The sequence below is a fragment of the Streptomyces kanasensis genome, assembly GCF_043077165.1.
Classification (GTDB): domain Bacteria; phylum Actinomycetota; class Actinomycetes; order Streptomycetales; family Streptomycetaceae; genus Streptomyces; species Streptomyces changanensis.
Genome location: NZ_JBIBSF010000001.1, coordinates 104,747 through 119,917, shown reverse-complemented (window position 1 = coordinate 119,917; position 15,171 = coordinate 104,747). Strand labels below are relative to the sequence as shown.

16 protein-coding genes and 2 pseudogenes are annotated in these 15,171 nt (G+C 68.4%); 8 read left to right on the top strand and 10 right to left on the bottom strand.

Annotated elements, in window-relative coordinates; genetic code table 11:
• Positions 1 to 589: 589 nt before the first annotated feature.
• Together ACF053_RS00515 and ACF053_RS00510 are read right to left on the bottom strand one after the other, a co-directional pair.
• Positions 590 to 802, bottom strand: a complete 213-nt coding sequence (locus ACF053_RS00515) for a hypothetical protein (RefSeq protein WP_391951728.1) — start codon at positions 800 to 802, stop codon at positions 590 to 592.
• Positions 803 to 1,519: 717 nt separating this feature from the next.
• Positions 1,520 to 1,996 (bottom strand): hypothetical protein, encoded by a 477-nt coding sequence (locus ACF053_RS00510; protein WP_391951727.1) that lies wholly within the window; start codon positions 1,994 to 1,996, stop codon positions 1,520 to 1,522.
• A gap of 273 nt (positions 1,997 to 2,269) precedes the next feature.
• Here ACF053_RS00510 and ACF053_RS00505 point away from each other — a divergent pair, with 273 nt between their 5' ends.
• The 3 genes from ACF053_RS00505 to ACF053_RS00495 all read left to right on the top strand — a co-directional run bounded on the left by ACF053_RS00505 (position 2,270) and on the right by ACF053_RS00495 (position 4,910).
• Entirely contained in the window at positions 2,270 to 3,082 is an 813-nt protein-coding gene (locus ACF053_RS00505) for a phytanoyl-CoA dioxygenase family protein (protein WP_391951726.1), read from the top strand.
• A 230-nt stretch (positions 3,083 to 3,312) separates the two neighbouring features.
• Positions 3,313 to 4,506 carry a PP2C family protein-serine/threonine phosphatase gene (locus tag ACF053_RS00500; RefSeq protein WP_391951725.1) on the top strand — a complete coding sequence of 398 codons (1,194 nt, stop codon included), beginning with the start codon at positions 3,313 to 3,315 and terminating at the stop codon, positions 4,504 to 4,506.
• 119 nt (positions 4,507 to 4,625) lie between these two features.
• Positions 4,626 to 4,910, top strand: a complete 285-nt coding sequence (locus ACF053_RS00495; RefSeq protein ID WP_391951724.1) for a DUF3027 domain-containing protein — start codon at positions 4,626 to 4,628, stop codon at positions 4,908 to 4,910.
• A 6-nt stretch (positions 4,911 to 4,916) separates the two neighbouring features.
• On the opposite strand, the gene ACF053_RS00490 is transcribed toward ACF053_RS00495, so the two are convergent.
• Complete coding sequence (locus tag ACF053_RS00490) at positions 4,917 to 6,050, bottom strand: IS630 family transposase (RefSeq protein WP_391951723.1); 1,134 nt, start codon at positions 6,048 to 6,050, stop codon at positions 4,917 to 4,919.
• 188 nt (positions 6,051 to 6,238) lie between these two features.
• Positions 6,239 to 6,808: a peptidylprolyl isomerase gene (locus ACF053_RS00485; RefSeq protein ID WP_391951722.1), complete on the bottom strand. Its 570-nt coding sequence runs from the start codon at positions 6,806 to 6,808 to the stop codon at positions 6,239 to 6,241.
• A gap of 472 nt (positions 6,809 to 7,280) precedes the next feature.
• On the opposite strand from ACF053_RS00485, the gene ACF053_RS00480 reads away from it, so the two are divergent.
• Positions 7,281 to 7,832, top strand: a complete 552-nt coding sequence (locus tag ACF053_RS00480; protein WP_391951721.1) for an EF-hand domain-containing protein — start codon at positions 7,281 to 7,283, stop codon at positions 7,830 to 7,832.
• A 161-nt stretch (positions 7,833 to 7,993) separates the two neighbouring features.
• Here ACF053_RS00480 and ACF053_RS00475 read toward each other — a convergent pair whose 3' ends face one another.
• Positions 7,994 to 8,476: an EF-hand domain-containing protein gene (locus ACF053_RS00475; RefSeq protein ID WP_391951720.1), complete on the bottom strand. Its 483-nt coding sequence runs from the start codon at positions 8,474 to 8,476 to the stop codon at positions 7,994 to 7,996.
• A 384-nt stretch (positions 8,477 to 8,860) separates the two neighbouring features.
• Between ACF053_RS00475 and ACF053_RS00470 the strand changes: the two genes are divergently transcribed.
• Positions 8,861 to 9,217, top strand: coding sequence for an HIT domain-containing protein (locus tag ACF053_RS00470; RefSeq protein WP_391951719.1), 357 nt, complete (start codon positions 8,861 to 8,863; stop codon positions 9,215 to 9,217).
• A 156-nt stretch (positions 9,218 to 9,373) separates the two neighbouring features.
• On the opposite strand, the gene ACF053_RS00465 is transcribed toward ACF053_RS00470, so the two are convergent.
• Both ACF053_RS00465 and ACF053_RS00460 read right to left on the bottom strand, forming a co-directional pair.
• Positions 9,374 to 9,724, bottom strand: a complete 351-nt coding sequence (locus ACF053_RS00465) for a hypothetical protein (protein ID WP_391951718.1) — start codon at positions 9,722 to 9,724, stop codon at positions 9,374 to 9,376.
• A 51-nt stretch (positions 9,725 to 9,775) separates the two neighbouring features.
• Positions 9,776 to 9,973, bottom strand: a pseudogene (locus tag ACF053_RS00460) (IS630 family transposase); the annotation flags it as partial.
• A 139-nt stretch (positions 9,974 to 10,112) separates the two neighbouring features.
• Here ACF053_RS00460 and ACF053_RS00455 point away from each other — a divergent pair.
• A complete protein-coding gene (locus ACF053_RS00455; protein ID WP_391951717.1) occupies positions 10,113 to 10,994 on the top strand; it encodes an IS5 family transposase in 882 nt (293 codons plus the stop codon).
• Between the two features lie 35 nt (positions 10,995 to 11,029).
• Here the strand turns inward: ACF053_RS00455 and ACF053_RS00450 are convergent, their stop codons facing one another.
• The gene (locus ACF053_RS00450; protein WP_391951716.1) at positions 11,030 to 11,548 is read right to left on the bottom strand and encodes a hypothetical protein; all 519 of its coding nucleotides are present in this window, start codon (positions 11,546 to 11,548) and stop codon (positions 11,030 to 11,032) included.
• A gap of 52 nt (positions 11,549 to 11,600) precedes the next feature.
• Positions 11,601 to 12,239, bottom strand: a complete 639-nt coding sequence (locus ACF053_RS00445) for a hypothetical protein (protein ID WP_391951715.1) — start codon at positions 12,237 to 12,239, stop codon at positions 11,601 to 11,603.
• Positions 12,240 to 12,332: 93 nt separating this feature from the next.
• On the opposite strand from ACF053_RS00445, the pseudogene ACF053_RS00440 reads away from it, so the two are divergent.
• A pseudogene (locus ACF053_RS00440) lies at positions 12,333 to 12,660 on the top strand (transposase family protein); the annotation flags it as partial.
• Here ACF053_RS00440 and ACF053_RS00435 read toward each other — a convergent pair.
• Positions 12,651 to 13,247 carry a pyridoxamine 5'-phosphate oxidase family protein gene (locus ACF053_RS00435; protein WP_391951714.1) on the bottom strand — a complete coding sequence of 199 codons (597 nt, stop codon included), beginning with the start codon at positions 13,245 to 13,247 and terminating at the stop codon, positions 12,651 to 12,653. The pseudogene ACF053_RS00440 and the gene ACF053_RS00435 sit on opposite strands and share 10 nt — an antisense overlap.
• Before the next feature lie 365 nt (positions 13,248 to 13,612).
• Between ACF053_RS00435 and ACF053_RS00430 the strand changes: the two genes are divergently transcribed.
• The coding region (locus ACF053_RS00430) for a protein kinase domain-containing protein (protein WP_391951713.1) at positions 13,613 to 15,171 on the top strand (1,559 nt) is incomplete at its 3' end.

The window sequence follows — 15,171 nt, the reverse complement described above, 5'->3', positions numbered from 1 at the left end:
AGCGGGGCGCGGCCACCCTTCGGGGGAGCCTTCGGGGCCGCCGCGCCGGGCGGCAGCCCCCGCCCGGGACCCGCGCGCCAGTCGCCACCCCCGGTGTCGGGGGACCGGTTCCTTCGCCGCGACCGCGCGGCGTTCTCCACCCCGGGCTTGCACCATGCACCCGTTCGGCCACGTTCTCGGCGCGTGTCCCAGACGACCCTCGCCGCACCGGCTCGACGAAGACCAGGGCCCGGACGACGGCGTTGCCTGCGAGGCGCTGCCGCGAAGAGGTACGGCCCTCCCCGTCCCCCACACCTGCGCCGGCCACCCCGACCGTGACCCCCACTCGCGGAGCCCGCGGCGGAACGGGCGGTACGGCGGGCCCCGGCGACCTCGAAACCGGCGTGGGCATCGCCCTCACGACCGGCGCCGCCGGCGGCACCGCCCACATCACCCTGCGACGACGGCGTCAGGCTTGAGCGGACCGTCGCCCATGCGACGCGCTGTCCCCACGGGCTGCCGCCCACGACCGGCACGAGCACCCCGAAACGAGGTCACGCCCTCCGCTGGCCAGCGCCGTCAAGGGGGCGGAGCTTCACCGAGCAGTCCCTCACCGAGACACGCTCCCGTCCGCGGCGTCGAGGTCCAGCAAGGCGGCCAGCCAGTGTCGGCCCAGGCCGTCCGCAGTGTCCAGCGCGTCGTCGGACACGACGGTCAGGCGCGCGGTGTCGTGGTAGCCCGTGAGGGCGGTGTAGCCGAGCTGACTTCCGACGAGCCTGGCGAACATGGCGCTGTGGACGGCGCGGGCGCCCTGATGTACCAAGGCGGGGGCCGAAGTTCATGTTGGAGCAGTCCATGGCAACAGGGCAGGGAGTGGTCAGACGCGCCCCGAGGCGGGCTCCCAACCACGGCGGCGTGGCGGCCAGGAGGAGGCGGGCGGCATCCCGGTGCCCCGTCTCACGGAGCCGTGCGGTCTGCGCCGTCACCCGCGTCAGTGCCTGCAGGGGCGAGGTGGCCTCACAGGACAGTACGACCAGTGTGCTGACCACGGCGTTGAGGGGAGCACCGGCGCCTTCGGCGGTGCGGACCGACAGCGGCATGGAAACGGACATCACAGGGTGGCTGCGTCCGGTCCCCTCCCGATGCAGGCGCCCCACGGCGAGGGCCAGCGCTGCCAGGTAGACGTCGTTGACCGTGGCCCCGTGGCGTCGGCCGATCGTGCGGAGGGTCCGCAACGGGACATCGGTGTACGTCAGGTGGGGGCCCCGGTGGCATGGGCGGTGAAGGCGGGCGCCGGCGGCGGCGGACGCCAGGTAAGCACGGCGGGAGAGGCGCCCGACAGGCGTATCGAGCCCCGCCCCGACTGGATCGAGCCCCGCCCCGACTGGGACGTCCGGCGCCTGGAGTCCTGTGCCGTGTCACCGGTCGCCGGCGTCGAGCTGCGCCGTCCGCTGCCTTGCTGCCGTGTCGCCGCTGCGCCGACCCGTGTGCGCGGCTCCATCCCCGGACCAGGCCGCGACCACGGGGAGGACCACTGTTCTCACCTGGGAGGTCGCGTCCTGAACGCACTTCGGGCGACACCCACGGTGCCGAGGCGGGCCAGCAGTCGCGCCTCCTGCGCTGCTGTGACAGCGATCCACAGAGCCGTCCCGGTGTCGCCGGCGCTGAAGATCTCGCGGCCCTGCCGCCATGCCTCGGCGTGAATGGTGAAGGGTGCCAGCGCCAGGAGCACCTCGAACTGCGTGTCGTCACGGACATCGACGTCGATCCCCATCGGATCGTCCTTCTTCGACCGGGTGCCCGCGACCACCTCGCTTCGGGCCATCGACAGCAGCCGCTCGTAGGCGGGTACCGCCTCCAAGGGCCAGGCCGTGTCGCTGTAGGCGTCGATGTGGGCGGTCTCGATGTCATCCCGCAGGACACGAAGCGCCTCACGGTGAGCGAGCACCACGTCTGCCGCCTCCAGACCGGCTCGAAGGAACAGCTCTCGACGTCGCCCGTCGGCATCCGTGATCATGCGGCCCACACTCTCACGGGCTGGCCGTCACCCCATCCGGCACCCGGGCGCCGTCATGACACCTCCACCGGGGCGTGGGGGCCGACACGTGCCCGGCCGCAGTGGGCACCGGTCCCCGGCCGCACTGCCTTGTGCCACCCCGCTTGTCGGTGCCGCCCGGCCCCGGGCCCGGCGTCCGGCCCTCCGCTACCACCAAACCCCTGGTGACCACCCGACAAAGACGGTGCAGGGGATGTCGGGTGAGGGGGACCGGTGGCGCCGCACGATGGGGGCATGGACGAGACGACCTTGGTGTCCCGCTTCCTCCAGGACGGCTTCGTGAAGTTGGAGGGCGCCGTCGCGCCGCGCGTGGCCGCGGACTGCGCGCGGCTGCTGTGGCGGGAGACGGGCTGCGACCCGGACGATCCGGCGACCTGGACGCAGCCCGTGCACTGGGTGGCCGGCATGGCGCAGGGACCGTTCGCCGCCGCCCCCAACTCCCCGTCCCTGCACCACGCGTACGACCTGCTCGTCGGTGCGGGACGCTGGGAGCCCCGCTACTCGCTGGGCACGTTCCCGCTGCGCTTCCCGCACGAGGAGGAGCCGGACGACGCGGGGTGGCACATCGAGGGCAGCTATCTGCCGGAGGGCGAGAGCTGGTACTTCACCAATCTGCGCTCCCGGGGCCGGGCGCTGCTGATGTTGTTCCTGTTCAGCGAGGTCGGTGAGGAGGACGCCCCGACCCGGATCCGGGTCGGTTCACACCTCGACGTGCCGAAGGTGCTGGAGGAGTACGGGGAGGAGGGGGCCAGCGGGCTGGTCCTCGCGCCCGATCTGGTGGCGGCGTCCGACCACCGGCCACTCGCCCTGGCCACCGGGTCCCCGGGCGATGTCTTCCTGTGCCATCCGTTCCTGGTGCACGCGGCGCAACCACACCATGGTGTGCGGCCGCGCTTCATGGCCCAGCCGCCGCTGATGCCGGCCGCGCCGTACGAACCGGAGCGGGCCGACGGCGCCTACTCGCCCGTGGAGATCGCGATCCGTCGCGGTCTGGGACGGGACACCCCCGGTCCGGACGGGTACGGCACCGACCGCGGCGCCGGGTAGGACACGTCCGCCCTGCTGCTTCCTCCGTGTCGCTCGGCTGCCGACGCACTGGCCGTCCGGTCGCCCGCCCGCACTGGCCGTCCGGTCGCCCGCCGGTGCCGCCCACCGGAGTCCGGACGCGGGATGTACCCGCAACGCCCTCGCTCACTGCCTTGACCAGGCAAGACCGAAAGATCAGGTGATGTCGCGGAGACTCGGGGAAGGAGTTCGGCAGCCGATAGGAGGTTGTCGTGGAGGGTGGAGATCTGGAACTGGGCGAGTTGCTGGCCGCTGCGGAAGCGGCCCCGCCCGGTGAGTCCATCGACGTGGTGGCACACGACCTGGGGAAGCGGTTCGGCGCCGAGCGCGTGTCCTTCCTGTTCGTCGACCTCATCGGTCAACGGCTGGTACGCCTCGCCGCGGCCGGTGACGAAGACGCCGACCCCGGCGCGCCGATCGACCTGCACAGCAGCGTCTACGACGCCGTCCTGCGCAGCCAGCGCCAACACGTGGAACCGGACGACCAGGGCGGGCGGCGCGTCATCACGCCGGTCACCAACCGTGGGGACTGCATCGGGGTTCTGGAGCTGACCCTGCCGTCCGCCGACGACACCGTGCTGCGGCAGGTCCGCGAGGCGGCGCACGCGCTGGCCTACATCATCGTCACGGACCGACGCTTCACCGATCTGTACCACCTGGGGCGACGCACCACCGAGACCAGCCTGGCCGCGGAGATCCAGCACCAACTGCTGCCCTCGGCCCCCTGCTGCGAGGCAGCCCAGTTCACCCTCGCCGCCGGGCTGATCCCGGCCGACGACATCGGTGGCGACACCTACGACTACACCCTCGACCGCGACACCCTGCACCTGTCCATCACCGACGCCATGGGCCACGACACGAACTCGGCCCTGCTTGCCACCTTGCTGGTCAGCGCCCTGCGCCGGGCCCGCCGCAGCGGCTGCGACGCCCTCAAGCAAGCCGACCACGCCCACCAGGCCATGCTGAACCACAGCCGCGGCCTGGCCACCGGGCAGTTGCTGTGCGTCGACCTCGAAACGGGCCTCTGTGAACTGGTCAACGCCGGCCACCCCCGGCCGCTGCGGCTGCGTGACAACGCCGTGGAGGAGCTCCAGCTCGCTGTCAATCTGCCCTTCGGTGTGAAGGCGCCCATTCCCTACCGTCTGCAGGAGCTGCAACTGCTGCCCGGGGACCGCCTGGTCCTCCTCACCGACGGCATGCAGGAGCGCGGTGCCGCCGCCGTCGACCTGGCATCGGTCGTCCACGACACCCGTACGCTGCATCCGAGAGAAGCCGTCCGGAGCCTGACCGCCGCGGTGCTCGACGCCTGTCACGGCAATCTCAGGGACGACGCCACGGTCCTGATACTGGACTGGCACGGCAAGCGCAGCCGACCGGACGACACCGCACCGGGCGCGCGGCGCTGAGCCACGGCGGCCCTCACCTGACTAGTGCCGCATCAGACAATGTTCGCCCCGTCGTTGATGAAATGATCACCTGGCTGTCGGTGGGTTGACGGTCTCAAATCAGACGGGGAGGCGCCGGGATGGCCTTTGGTGGGCCTTGGGCTGGTGATGATCAAGAGCACGACGATGAGTGCCATGCGCGGTGGGGCGCGTCGTTGCATCGCTCCACCGCTCAGCCCGACTACCTGGACGAGTGGTGCGACGCCCAATGCGGAGGGTGCCGCTTCTGGATTGGGCTGAGCGGGCAGCTCGGCCAGGCCTACGGGGCCTGCACCAATCCCGCCTCGCCGTTCGACGGGCGGGTGCGGTTCGAGCATGACGGTTGTGCGCGGTTCACCGGCCGCGAGGACGGCTCGTTCGGGTAGCCGGCCTCAGGCGACATTGGCCCGGGCGACGACCTTGCGTAGGCGCTCGTCGGCGGCGTGCTTATTCCGCCAAATGATGTAGCGGCGGATCATGCTGCCCTGTTCCTTGTGACTGGCGTGGTCCGTGCCGTCGAGAGTGAAGTAGCGCAGGGCGGTGAACTGGGCCTCGATCCGGTTCAGCCAGGAACTGTTGGTCGGGGCGTAGGCAATCTCCACGGTGTTCGCCGCCGCCCACGTCCCGACCCGCTGGCACCGCTTCGTCGTCAGGTGTGGCGAGTAGTTGTCGACCACGATCGCGATGCGCACGTCCATCGGGTGCAATGATCGCAGGTAGCGGCAGAACTCCAGGAACTTCGAGCGGTTCTTGGTCTTCTTGATGTGGCCGTAGAGCTGGTCCTTGGCGAGGTCGTAGGCAGCGAACAAGTGCCGGACCCCGTGCGGGCGGGTGTAGGTCGCCCGCCGACGGGGCCGGGGCTCGCGGCCGGGATCCTTGTGCCGTCCACCGCGCTCGGCCCACTGCCGACCGGGGTGGGGCTGGAGGTTGAGCGGCCCGAACTCATCCATGCAGAAGACGACTTCGGGCTCGCCCTCCTCGGGTATCACCTCGCCGTCGGCGATTGCGTAGAGGTGTTCGACCCTCGCCTTCTTGGCCGCGTACTCCGGATCGCGGGAGGTCTTCCAGGTCTTCACGCGTTGAAACGAGACGCCCTCCTCGCGGAGCAGGACCCGAAGGCCCTCGTGGCTGATGTCGTCGACCACCCCCTCGGCGACCAGGAAGTCGGCCAACTTGGCCAGGCTCCAGGTCGAGAACGGCAAGCCGTGCTCGGCCGGCCTGGACTTGGCGCTCTTCTTGATCTCCCGACGCTCAGGCAGCGTGAACGTCTTCGGCCGGCCGCCGCGGTACTTCGGATAGAGAGAGTCGAAGCCGTCGGCGTTGAAGTTATGGATCACGTCCCGGACCCGGTCCGCGCTGGTGAACGTCACCTCGGCGATCTTTGCCACCGGCATGTGCTGGGCGGACAGCAGCACCATCTGAGCTCGCCGCCAGGTCACCACCGACCCTGTGCCCCGGCGAACGATCCGCAGTAACCGCTGCCCCTCATCGTCACCGATCTCCCGTACCCCCACGCGTCCAGCCACGTGATCATTCTGACCGCCCGAGGCTGCCGGGCGAAGCAGCCGAACAACACGTCACACCGGGGCGAACGTTGTCTGATGCGGCACTGGGTGGCATTTTGGATCACGAGCAGCGATCTGACAGGTGCCGATACCCGTTGAGGCGCGCCGGATACAGGGCTTCACTCAGGGGCGTCCCCCGTCGGTTCGGCCTACTGACGGAAGACATCGACTCGCTGCAGAACGACGTCCGAGTCGGGGCGGTCCCGCGTCGTGGGCACGTTGGCGATCGTCTTGACGATGTCCTGACCGGTGACGACCTGGCCGAAGACGGTGTGCTTGTTATCCAGGTGGGGTGTCGCTTCCTCGGTGATGAACCACTGAGAGCCGTTGGTGCCGGGACCGGAGTTGGCCATGGACACCACGCCGGGGCCGCTGTGGCGCAGCTCCGGGTGGAATTCGTCGGAGAACTTGTAGCCAGGGCCGCCTTGGCCCCACCGGTCGGCCTGGTCGGGGTAGCGGCTGAGAGGGTCTCCAGCCTGGATCATGAAGCTGGGGATGACCCGGTGGAAGCGGGTGCCGTCGTACAGCGGCGTGCCTCGCATCGACGCCCCCGACCTGGGGTCCTTCCAGCCGATGGCGCCTGTTGCCAGGCCAGCGAAGTTCTTGACCGTGTTGGGCGCGCGGTCTTCTTCGAGGCGAACCACGATGTCGCCGAGCGAGGTGACCACGCGGGCATGGAGCTGGCCGGAGCCAGGTGCGGAAACAGGGGGAAAATCCACGGGCGGTGATCCTTCCGGGTTCGTGGCGACAGCACAGCCGCGATGTGCTTCCCCTCGCGACTCGGGTCGCCGGCGATGGTCAGGTCGACTGAGACCTAGTCCCTGCGATTGTCTCGCTGTGTACCACCGAGTACCGCTTGGGCGCGGCGGAGACCGAGCAGGTGTGGCTCCCATTCACCCAGGCGGGCTCAAGCACCCGACGTACCGGAGGGAACGGACAGCAGATGTTCACGACTCCGAGCAGCGTGGGCCGGGGCGCTGTTCGAATGCCGCCGGCCTGCGACAATCAGCGCAAGAACGCCATGTGATACCCGATCCGCCCGAGGTCACACCGGTCAAGAAGACAGTTCGCATCATCGGGCGATCTTGCTCCCGACATGGCCCTTTCATGGGATTTGGGAATGATTTGACGCCTAGCCTCGGGGTGGGCGCGTCGACGCGCCCGCCCCGTCACTCCCGCGAAAGGACGAGCATGGCTACCGTCGCCACTGACCCGATCACCATGAAGCTGGACCAGATGTTCGCCGCCACGGACACCGACAGCGACGGCTATGTCGACTGGAGCGACTACCAGCGCCTCGTCGACCGCTACCTGAGCACCTACAAGATCGACAAGAGCGACCGTCGGGCGCAGGCGCTGCTGATCTCGTACCAGATGCAGTGGGCCGAGCTGCTGCGTCACGCGGACGGCGCCGACCGTCTCTCCAAGGAGCAGTTCCAGACCGCCAGCCGCGCGGCGAGTGTGGACACCAGCCGCTTCAACATGGTCGAGGGCGTCCCGCACGCCATCTTCGACATCATGGACAGCGACGGCGACAACACCATCAGCAAGGCCGAGTTCAAGAAGTACCTGGACGTCTGGGGCATCACCGACCCCGGCGCCATGGACACCTTCCATGAGCTGGACCTCGACGGCGACGGAGAGATCAGCCGACAGGAGTTCATCCGCGCGGTCAGGGAGTTCTTCTACTCCCAGGACCTGGAAGCCCCGGGCAGCCTGTTCTTCGGGCACCTGTCCGCCTGAGGCGCAGGGTCTCCCACCCGTACAACGGGCCCTGCGGGGATCGCGTCGGCTCGGATGACTGCCTGATCCTCACCCGGCGGTGGTCCTCCGGGGCGTTGCACCTGGAAGCGGTCCGGGTCCGGAACCATGGATGGTGGTTCCGGACCCGGACCGCTTTCGACTCAGGAGGCGGCGTACGTCTCCTCGACGTGCCGGCTGTACTCATCGACGGCGATGTAGCCGTCCCCGTCATCGTCGACTTCCTGGAACGCGGTCAGAGCGTCGATCTGGGAGAGGCCGAAGCCGGTCTTCCAGGCCATCCACTCGCTCATGCTCACCCTGCCGTCGCCGTCCTTGTCGAACAGGCCCAGGAGAGCGAGCTCGTACGGGATGATGACGTTGTCGATGAACCTCGGGTCCTCCGCAGCGGCGGTGAACTCCTCGAGAGTGACAGCCCCCTCGGCGCCGGCGCCGGCGGCCAGTGCCTCCCACATGCGGTTGGCGAGGGCGGTGGTCTGCCGCCACCGAGGACTGCCCGGAGCAGCGTCCGCACTGACGCACGCGCGATGAGCCACCGTGTCGAAGTCGACTCGCTCGATCACGCCGTTCCCGTCCGTGTCCATCTCCTTGAACAGTGCCTGGAAGCGCTCATCTCGCGTACCCATGGTCTCACCTGGCCTTTCTATCGAAGGGATACCAGTGATCCACTGTGCTGGTTCACTGCCCAAGTGGCCCTCGAACCAGGTCATGATCCCCCGAAAGGGGCACCAGACTGCCACCTCTACGGGGGATCGCTCTTACTCGGCGCGAGAAGGGCAGGACCGTGGCCGGCGGGGCGATATCCAAGATCATCGAGTAGGGGCCGGGCCGTTCGTCCTGAGGCCGCCGCCCGGTGAGCCAGGGCCGCGAGCCTCGCGTTCCGGAGTTCGGCTCCGGGTGCCGGAAGCGCTTCACCCGAAGAGGTGAGGAGGGCGCGGCACCGGCTCGATTGCCGCGGTCAGCTGAGTAGCGTGGCGCCGTTGTTGATCACTCGACGCAAGGAGGCCGGTATGGCTGGAGAGCGACAGGACGGCTGTTTCGTCTGCAAGGTTGCCGCGAAGGAGATCCCGTCTCAGATCATTTCCGAAACCGGGACGACCTTGGCATTCAAGGAAGCCGGTGCTCAAGCTCCGGTGCATATCGTCGTGACGCCCAAGGGGCATTACGCCACCGCCGCCGAGCTCGCGAGTGCCCCCGATACCCTCGCAGAGCTCATGCGTGAGACCGGGAAAATCGCCGAGGCCACAGGCGTGGCTAAGAGTGGGTACCGCACACTGTTCAACACCGGCGAGGACGCTGGACAGAAGTTCTCCCACGCGTATGCCGTCATCGTCGGTGGACGCCCTCTGAGCGGGATGCTGGGGTAGCCAGCCGGACGCCTCTGGGACGCGGCCTCGTGGACGCCGCCGCACCGTGCACTGGCCGGACTTGGTCGTCATCGAGCCCACCCCAAGGTCCCTCATCGCCGTCGAGGTCGAGCTCACCTCGAAGGCCCCGGCCGCGATCCGCACGATTCTGTCGGCCTACCAGCACATGCAGCGCTGCGTCCTCCACCTGGCGACCGAGCAGGTCGCCCGCCAGCTGCACGACTGCCCCGTCCTGGACGGCGCGCGTGGGTTGACGGCGTCGCCCAGGATGTCGGCCTGCTCCCCCGAGGTGACGCCGCGCCCGGGCACCGACAGGCTTCTCAGCGTCCGGCCGTTCACCGACGTCGACCCGTCGGTGGCCCACCGGGCGGCCCAGCTCTCCCGGGCGCGGGCCTCGGTGAGCGGCGGCCGCGCCGGTTGGACGGCGTGCTCCTGGTCCTTGTCGTGCTCGCCCACGAGTCCGTCGTCCTCCTGGCCGACAGGCGGGTCCAGGGCGTGCGGAAGCATGGGCGCGGGCTCCGCCGCACAGGCTCACAGGCTCATAGTTCACCTCATCTTGTGGACCACATCCCGGCCCCGGTCCACGCTGGTGAACGCCACTTCGGCGATCTTCGTCACCGGCATCCCCTGCGCAGACAGCAGCACCATCTGGGCTCGCCGCCAAGTCACCACCGACCCGGTGCCCCTGCGGATGATCCGCAGTAACCGCCTGCCCTCGTAGTCGTCAATATCCCGGACCTGCACGCGTTCAGCCACATGATCATTCTGGACGTCTGGCCCGCCCGGCGCAGCAACCAGGAGACGCCTCAGGACGAGGCAAACGTTGCTTGATACGGCACTAGGGCCTGTCCGATGGGTCAGGTAACTCGCCAGTCGGCCGGTCGTTCTGTCCGGTGTGGGGCGGGGTGATCTTTCTCATGACGAGTGCGCTCGACTCGAACCGCATCCACCCAAGAGTCTTGGGCGGGGTGGACGCCGGCAGTGTCACCGGCACGTGATCAACGGGATTCTGTTCCGGCAGCGCACCGGCCTGCCGTGGCGAGGTCTTCCAACCCGCTTCGGGAAGTGGCAGACGGTCCGTGACCGCCATCGCGGGTGGTCCGCGGATGGTACCTGGGAGCATGCTTTGCGGACGGTTCAGGCGGACGCCGACGTCGAGCGGCGGATCGACTGGAGTGTGGTGAGCGTGGATTCGACGGTCTGTCGCGCCCATCAGCATGCGGCCGGGGCTCATCACCGCGTGCCCCGTGTGCTGGGGCGCCGGCGCCGTCCGGCCGAGCATCGCGTTGATGAGGCGCTCGGTCGATCACGCGGTGGTGTCACGACGAAGATCCATCTGGCAAGTGATGGCGGCTGCCGCCCATTGGCTGTGCTGATCACTCCCGGACACTGGGGTGACGCACCGCAGTTGACCAAGGTTTGGGATCGTGTTCGAGTCCCTCGTCCAGCTGGCGGTCACCCGCGGACGCGACCGGACCACGTGTGTGGCGATAAGGCATACAGCTCTCGCCGGAACCGTCGCTACCTGCGGCGACGCCAGACCAAGCACACCATCCCTGAGCCGAAGAATCAGAAGGCCAACCGTCAACGGCGCGGTAGCCGCGGTGGGCGGCCGACCGGATTCGACAGCAACACCTACAAAAGGAGGAACGAAGTCGAGCGTCGCTTCAATGCGCTCAAGGGTTCCAGAACCGTGGCGACCCGATACGACAAGAGGGCCTACGTCTTCCACGGCACGGTCACTCTTGCGGCGATTCGGTTGTGGCTCCGCTACTGATGGCAGCCACCGCAGCGGATGCCCTGGTTGTGGCCTCAGTCGTCGGCGGCCACGATGAGTGTGATCCTCCCAGCCGAGCGGTCGATGAGCACGAACTCGTGGAAGTAGTCGTGCACGCGTCCCCAGTCATGAATCGCTTCATCACCGAGCTCGCCGAGGTAGTAGATGTCATCAGCTGCGGCCAGGCGGGCGAACACCTCCCGCTGCAGATCTGCCTCCAGCTCGGTGGGCACACTCCAGAGCGGATCCAACCAGCCCTGCAGGATCTGCACGGCCTTCTCCTCGCCGATCGGCTCGTAGAGGGCGGGGGTGATCAGCCGCAGCCAATAGGGACCGTGCCGGGGCCCGTCCGGCAGCACTCCACCACCTGCATAGTCGTCCCGGAACTGCTCGTGCCCAATCAGGGCCGTGAGCAGCCCTCTATCGTCCACGGACTCCGCAGAGAAGCGGAGCTGCTTGATGTCGACCCACCGAAACCCGTGCTCCTGCGGATCCCGGGTGTAGTGTCGAAAGTTGATGAGGGCGCTTTCCTCGTGAGCGAGCATGTCGTGCATGGCGCCAGCCTGGAAGGCAGGAAAGAGACCCTGCCGACCCACCGGAGAGGCCCTAGGCATTCTGACAGCCGTAGCGCGCCCTGTGCCAGGCCACCTGCTCGGCACTCATCGATGACGAGACGGCATACACATCACCGATACGTGCACCGCCACGCCGACGTTCCCCCCTCTCAGGAGACCGGCACACCATGACGGACACCTGGGAGGCAGGTTGCCAGTGCAGGGTGTGGGCCGGAGCGTTGGAATCCGGGACGTCCTCCATGTGTACGCCACGCTTGGCCAGCAGCCGCTCCAGTTTGTCGAATTGAAGGTGACGGTCGAAGCGGCCGTACCGCGCACGAATCACCCTGTTGACAGTGCTGCCGCCCCAAGAAAGACGATGCACCTGCAGGGTGAAGTGGTGGCCCACCCACGGATGGTCCCGTGATTCCCGGCCCCAGAAGAACTCGACCATTCCGTAGTCGCGCCACATGCTCTGGTCGTCAAGGGAGTTCTCGGCAAAGCCGGAGCCCAGGATTGCGGTGACCTGGTCAGGACTGTCCGTCGGCTTGGCACCAAGGACCGTTCCGGACGCGATCACGTCCATGTAGAACGCGAGGGAATGCGGTGTCAACTGGTCTTTCCTTGAGGAGCCGAGGAGGCCGACAGAGGCCGTCTCAGCATAGGTGACCACTACGCCATGAAGATCCATCGGACAGGCCCTAACCCAGGGTGGTCACCGCGCCGGCTTCCTGACCCACAGCCGGAGGGCGAGGAGCCGGCTCAGAAGTCACTGAGCTCTTTCGTGCTGTGGATCTCACCCGCCCTGCCCGGCCGCACGCACGACCTGACCACCGCCCGCGCCCACCGCATCATCCGGATCTGCGAACGCCAGGGCGTCCCCGTCCTCGCCGACCGTGCCTACATCGGGGCCGGCCCCTGGGTAACCACACCGATCAGACGGCTCCCGAACCGGGACCTCACCACGACCCAGCAGACGATCAACCGGGCCTTGTCAGCGGCGCGAGCACCGGTCGAACGAAGCGTCGCGCGACTCAAGTCCTGGCACATCTTCCGCAAAGCCCGCTGCAGCCCCAACCGCAGCCGTCCTCACCCTGGAGCGTCAACGCTGAAAATGCTCACTGGGCGGCAGCGGGAGGGGTAGCCCGGGCAGGCCGTCGATGCTCTGCGCTATGTGGTCCTTCTTGGCGAAGTACGCGCTCAGCGAGGCGTCGTCCTCGCGCGAGAAGCGCTTGCCGTGCAGATCGCGATCTTCGTCGTACGACATGAAGGGGACTCCGTATCCGCAGGAGTCACGGATGAGTTCGGCCGTCACCACGATGATGGCGCGCAGTCCGTGCAGGGTCGGGTCGATGCCCGGGAAGTGCGCGAGCAGGTCCTTGAAGCGCGGGTCGTCACGGAAGACGGGCTCGCCGCGGCCGTGCACCCGAACGATGTTGGGCGGCCCCTGGAAGGCGCACCACATCACGGTGATCCGGCCGTTCTCCCGCAGGTGCGCGATGGTCTCGGCCGTGCTGCCGGCGAAGTCGAGGTAGGCCACCCGCTCCTCGTCGAGCACCGCGAAGGAGCCCTTGAGGCCCTTGGGGGAGAGGTTGACCGTACCGTCGCCAGCCAACGGGGCGGTCGCGGTGAAGAACATCGGCTGCTGCTCGATGAAGGTGCGCAGCCGGCCATCGATGCGTTCGTAAGTCTTTCCCATGCCTAAGGATTATGTAAGGAAATTATTCGCCTGTCTAACGAAACTGGCCGACTCGGTCACGGACCTGGCGTCCTCGTCGCCCCGACACGGCGTGTGAGCCCCCGGAGTTGACGAAGCGCACGCCGACGCGGTCAGCGTCCGACGCCCCCGTGCTCGGGCGTCTGGATCCGCGCGGCGGCCCGCTGCCCCGCTCGAGCACGTGTGGCTCGAACGGCAGGCGCGACCGCTCGCTCCTTCCGGCGCAGGCCGCTTCGGCCGCCTGTCGCGGTCCGACCGCGATCGGACCGCCGCTTGAGACGCCCCGCTGGCATTCGATGTACCGCCCCTGCCTGGCATGTTCACGCGAACCTGTAGGTTGGGGCCCCGTGATCAACAGTAAGGGGTACACGGTCGTCGCCGAGCGGTACGTGCTGACCGAACGACTGGGCAGCGGCGGGATGGGAACCGTGTGGAGCGCCTGGGACCATCTGCTGCAGCGCGCGGTCGCCGTGAAGGAACTGCACATCGTGTCCCATGGCGAGGAACGGCGGGCACGGATGCGCCGGGTGCTGACGGAGGCGCGCGCCATCGCACGGGTCTCCCATCCGCATGTGATCGACATCTACGACCTGGTCGAGTACGACGACCGGCTGTGGATCGTGATGGAACTCGTCTCCGGTGGCTCACTCGCCGATCACCTGAAGGCAAGCGGCCCCCTGCCGACCGCCGATGTCGCCCGACTCGGGCTCCAACTGCTCTCCGCTCTCGATGCCGTGCACGCCACGGGAGCGCTGCACCGTGACGTGAAGCCGGCCAACGTGCTGCTACGGGCCGACGGCGGCGCCGTGCTCACCGACTTCGGGATCGCCGCTCTCGCCGACGAAGCGCACACCGCGACCGGCGGAGTCGTCGGCTCGGTCGAGTTCATGGCCCCCGAGAGAATGCGGGGGCTGCCAGCGGATCCCTCCAGCGACCTCTTCTCCCTCGGTGCGACACTGTGCTCGCTGGCAACAGGCACACCACCCTTCGCCCGCCCGGAGCCGACCGCGGTCATGCATGCCGTCGTCTACGAGCCGCCCGAGATCGCGCCGAGCGCGGGCGCCCTGCGCGGCATCATCGAAGAGCTGCTCGCCAAGGAACCCGCGCGGCGACCGACCCCCGCCGTGATCACTCGCGCATTGACATCAGCCATCGCCCAGGAGGGCCAGCCCCTGCAGCGCACTCGGCGCCATGCCCCGATCACCGCGCGGCGCCGCCGTGACCGATCTGCCCGACCTGCCCGACCATGGAAGACCGTCGTCCTGGCGGGAGTGCTGCTGCTGGGCGGAGCCGGTGCGGGCCTGTACTGGTGGGGCGACAGCTCGGGCGCGCCGGCAGCCGGCACCACCACCGCGGCGAAGGCCATCCCGCATCGGATCGATGCGGTGATGGCGGTACCGGGAGCGGGGGACCGGTTCTGGGTGTTCTCGGGTGACCGGTACGTCGAGGTGGAGGTCGGGGAGAGTCCGGCGGCGGCGCGTCGGATCGGGGGGCCGGGTTCCCTGGCGAGTTGGAAGAAGTCCTTCGGTGGCCTGCCCGCCTTCACCAGCCGGATCGACGCCGTCATGCCCGTGCCCCGGCATGACGACCGGTACTGGGTGTTCTCCGGCGACCGGTACATCCAGATCGAGGTCGCCGCTGACAGCTCCGCCAGAGGGCGACTGCGACAACCCGCACCCCTCACCGACTGGGCCAATAGCTTCGGTGGCCTTACCGGCTTCGGCGAACGTGTCGATGCGGTGATGGCGGTACCGGGAGCGGGGGACCGGTTCTGGGTGTTCTCGGGTGACCGGTACGTCGAGGTGGAGGCCGGGGAGAGTCCGGCGGCGGCGCGTCGGATCGGGGGGCCGGGTTCCCTGGCGAGTTGGAAGAAGTCCTTCGGTGGCCTGCCCGCCTTCACCAGCCG

What these genes read in the sequence shown, in the direction of transcription:
- ACF053_RS00510 (WP_391951727.1), bottom strand. Translation starts at nt 1,996, where the DNA reads ATGATCACGGATGCCGACGGGCGACGTCGAGAGCTGTTCCTTCGAGCC.
- ACF053_RS00505 (WP_391951726.1), top strand. Translation starts at nt 2,270, where the DNA reads ATGGACGAGACGACCTTGGTGTCCCGCTTCCTCCAGGACGGCTTCGTG.
- ACF053_RS00495 (WP_391951724.1), top strand. Translation starts at nt 4,626, where the DNA reads ATGGCCTTTGGTGGGCCTTGGGCTGGTGATGATCAAGAGCACGACGAT.
- ACF053_RS00480 (WP_391951721.1), top strand. Translation starts at nt 7,281, where the DNA reads ATGGCTACCGTCGCCACTGACCCGATCACCATGAAGCTGGACCAGATG.
- ACF053_RS00475 (WP_391951720.1), bottom strand. Translation starts at nt 8,476, where the DNA reads ATGGGTACGCGAGATGAGCGCTTCCAGGCACTGTTCAAGGAGATGGAC.
- ACF053_RS00470 (WP_391951719.1), top strand. Translation starts at nt 8,861, where the DNA reads ATGGCTGGAGAGCGACAGGACGGCTGTTTCGTCTGCAAGGTTGCCGCG.
- ACF053_RS00465 (WP_391951718.1), bottom strand. Translation starts at nt 9,724, where the DNA reads ATGCTTCCGCACGCCCTGGACCCGCCTGTCGGCCAGGAGGACGACGGA.
- ACF053_RS00450 (WP_391951716.1), bottom strand. Translation starts at nt 11,548, where the DNA reads ATGCACGACATGCTCGCTCACGAGGAAAGCGCCCTCATCAACTTTCGA.
- ACF053_RS00445 (WP_391951715.1), bottom strand. Translation starts at nt 12,239, where the DNA reads ATGGATCTTCATGGCGTAGTGGTCACCTATGCTGAGACGGCCTCTGTC.
- ACF053_RS00435 (WP_391951714.1), bottom strand. Translation starts at nt 13,247, where the DNA reads ATGGGAAAGACTTACGAACGCATCGATGGCCGGCTGCGCACCTTCATC.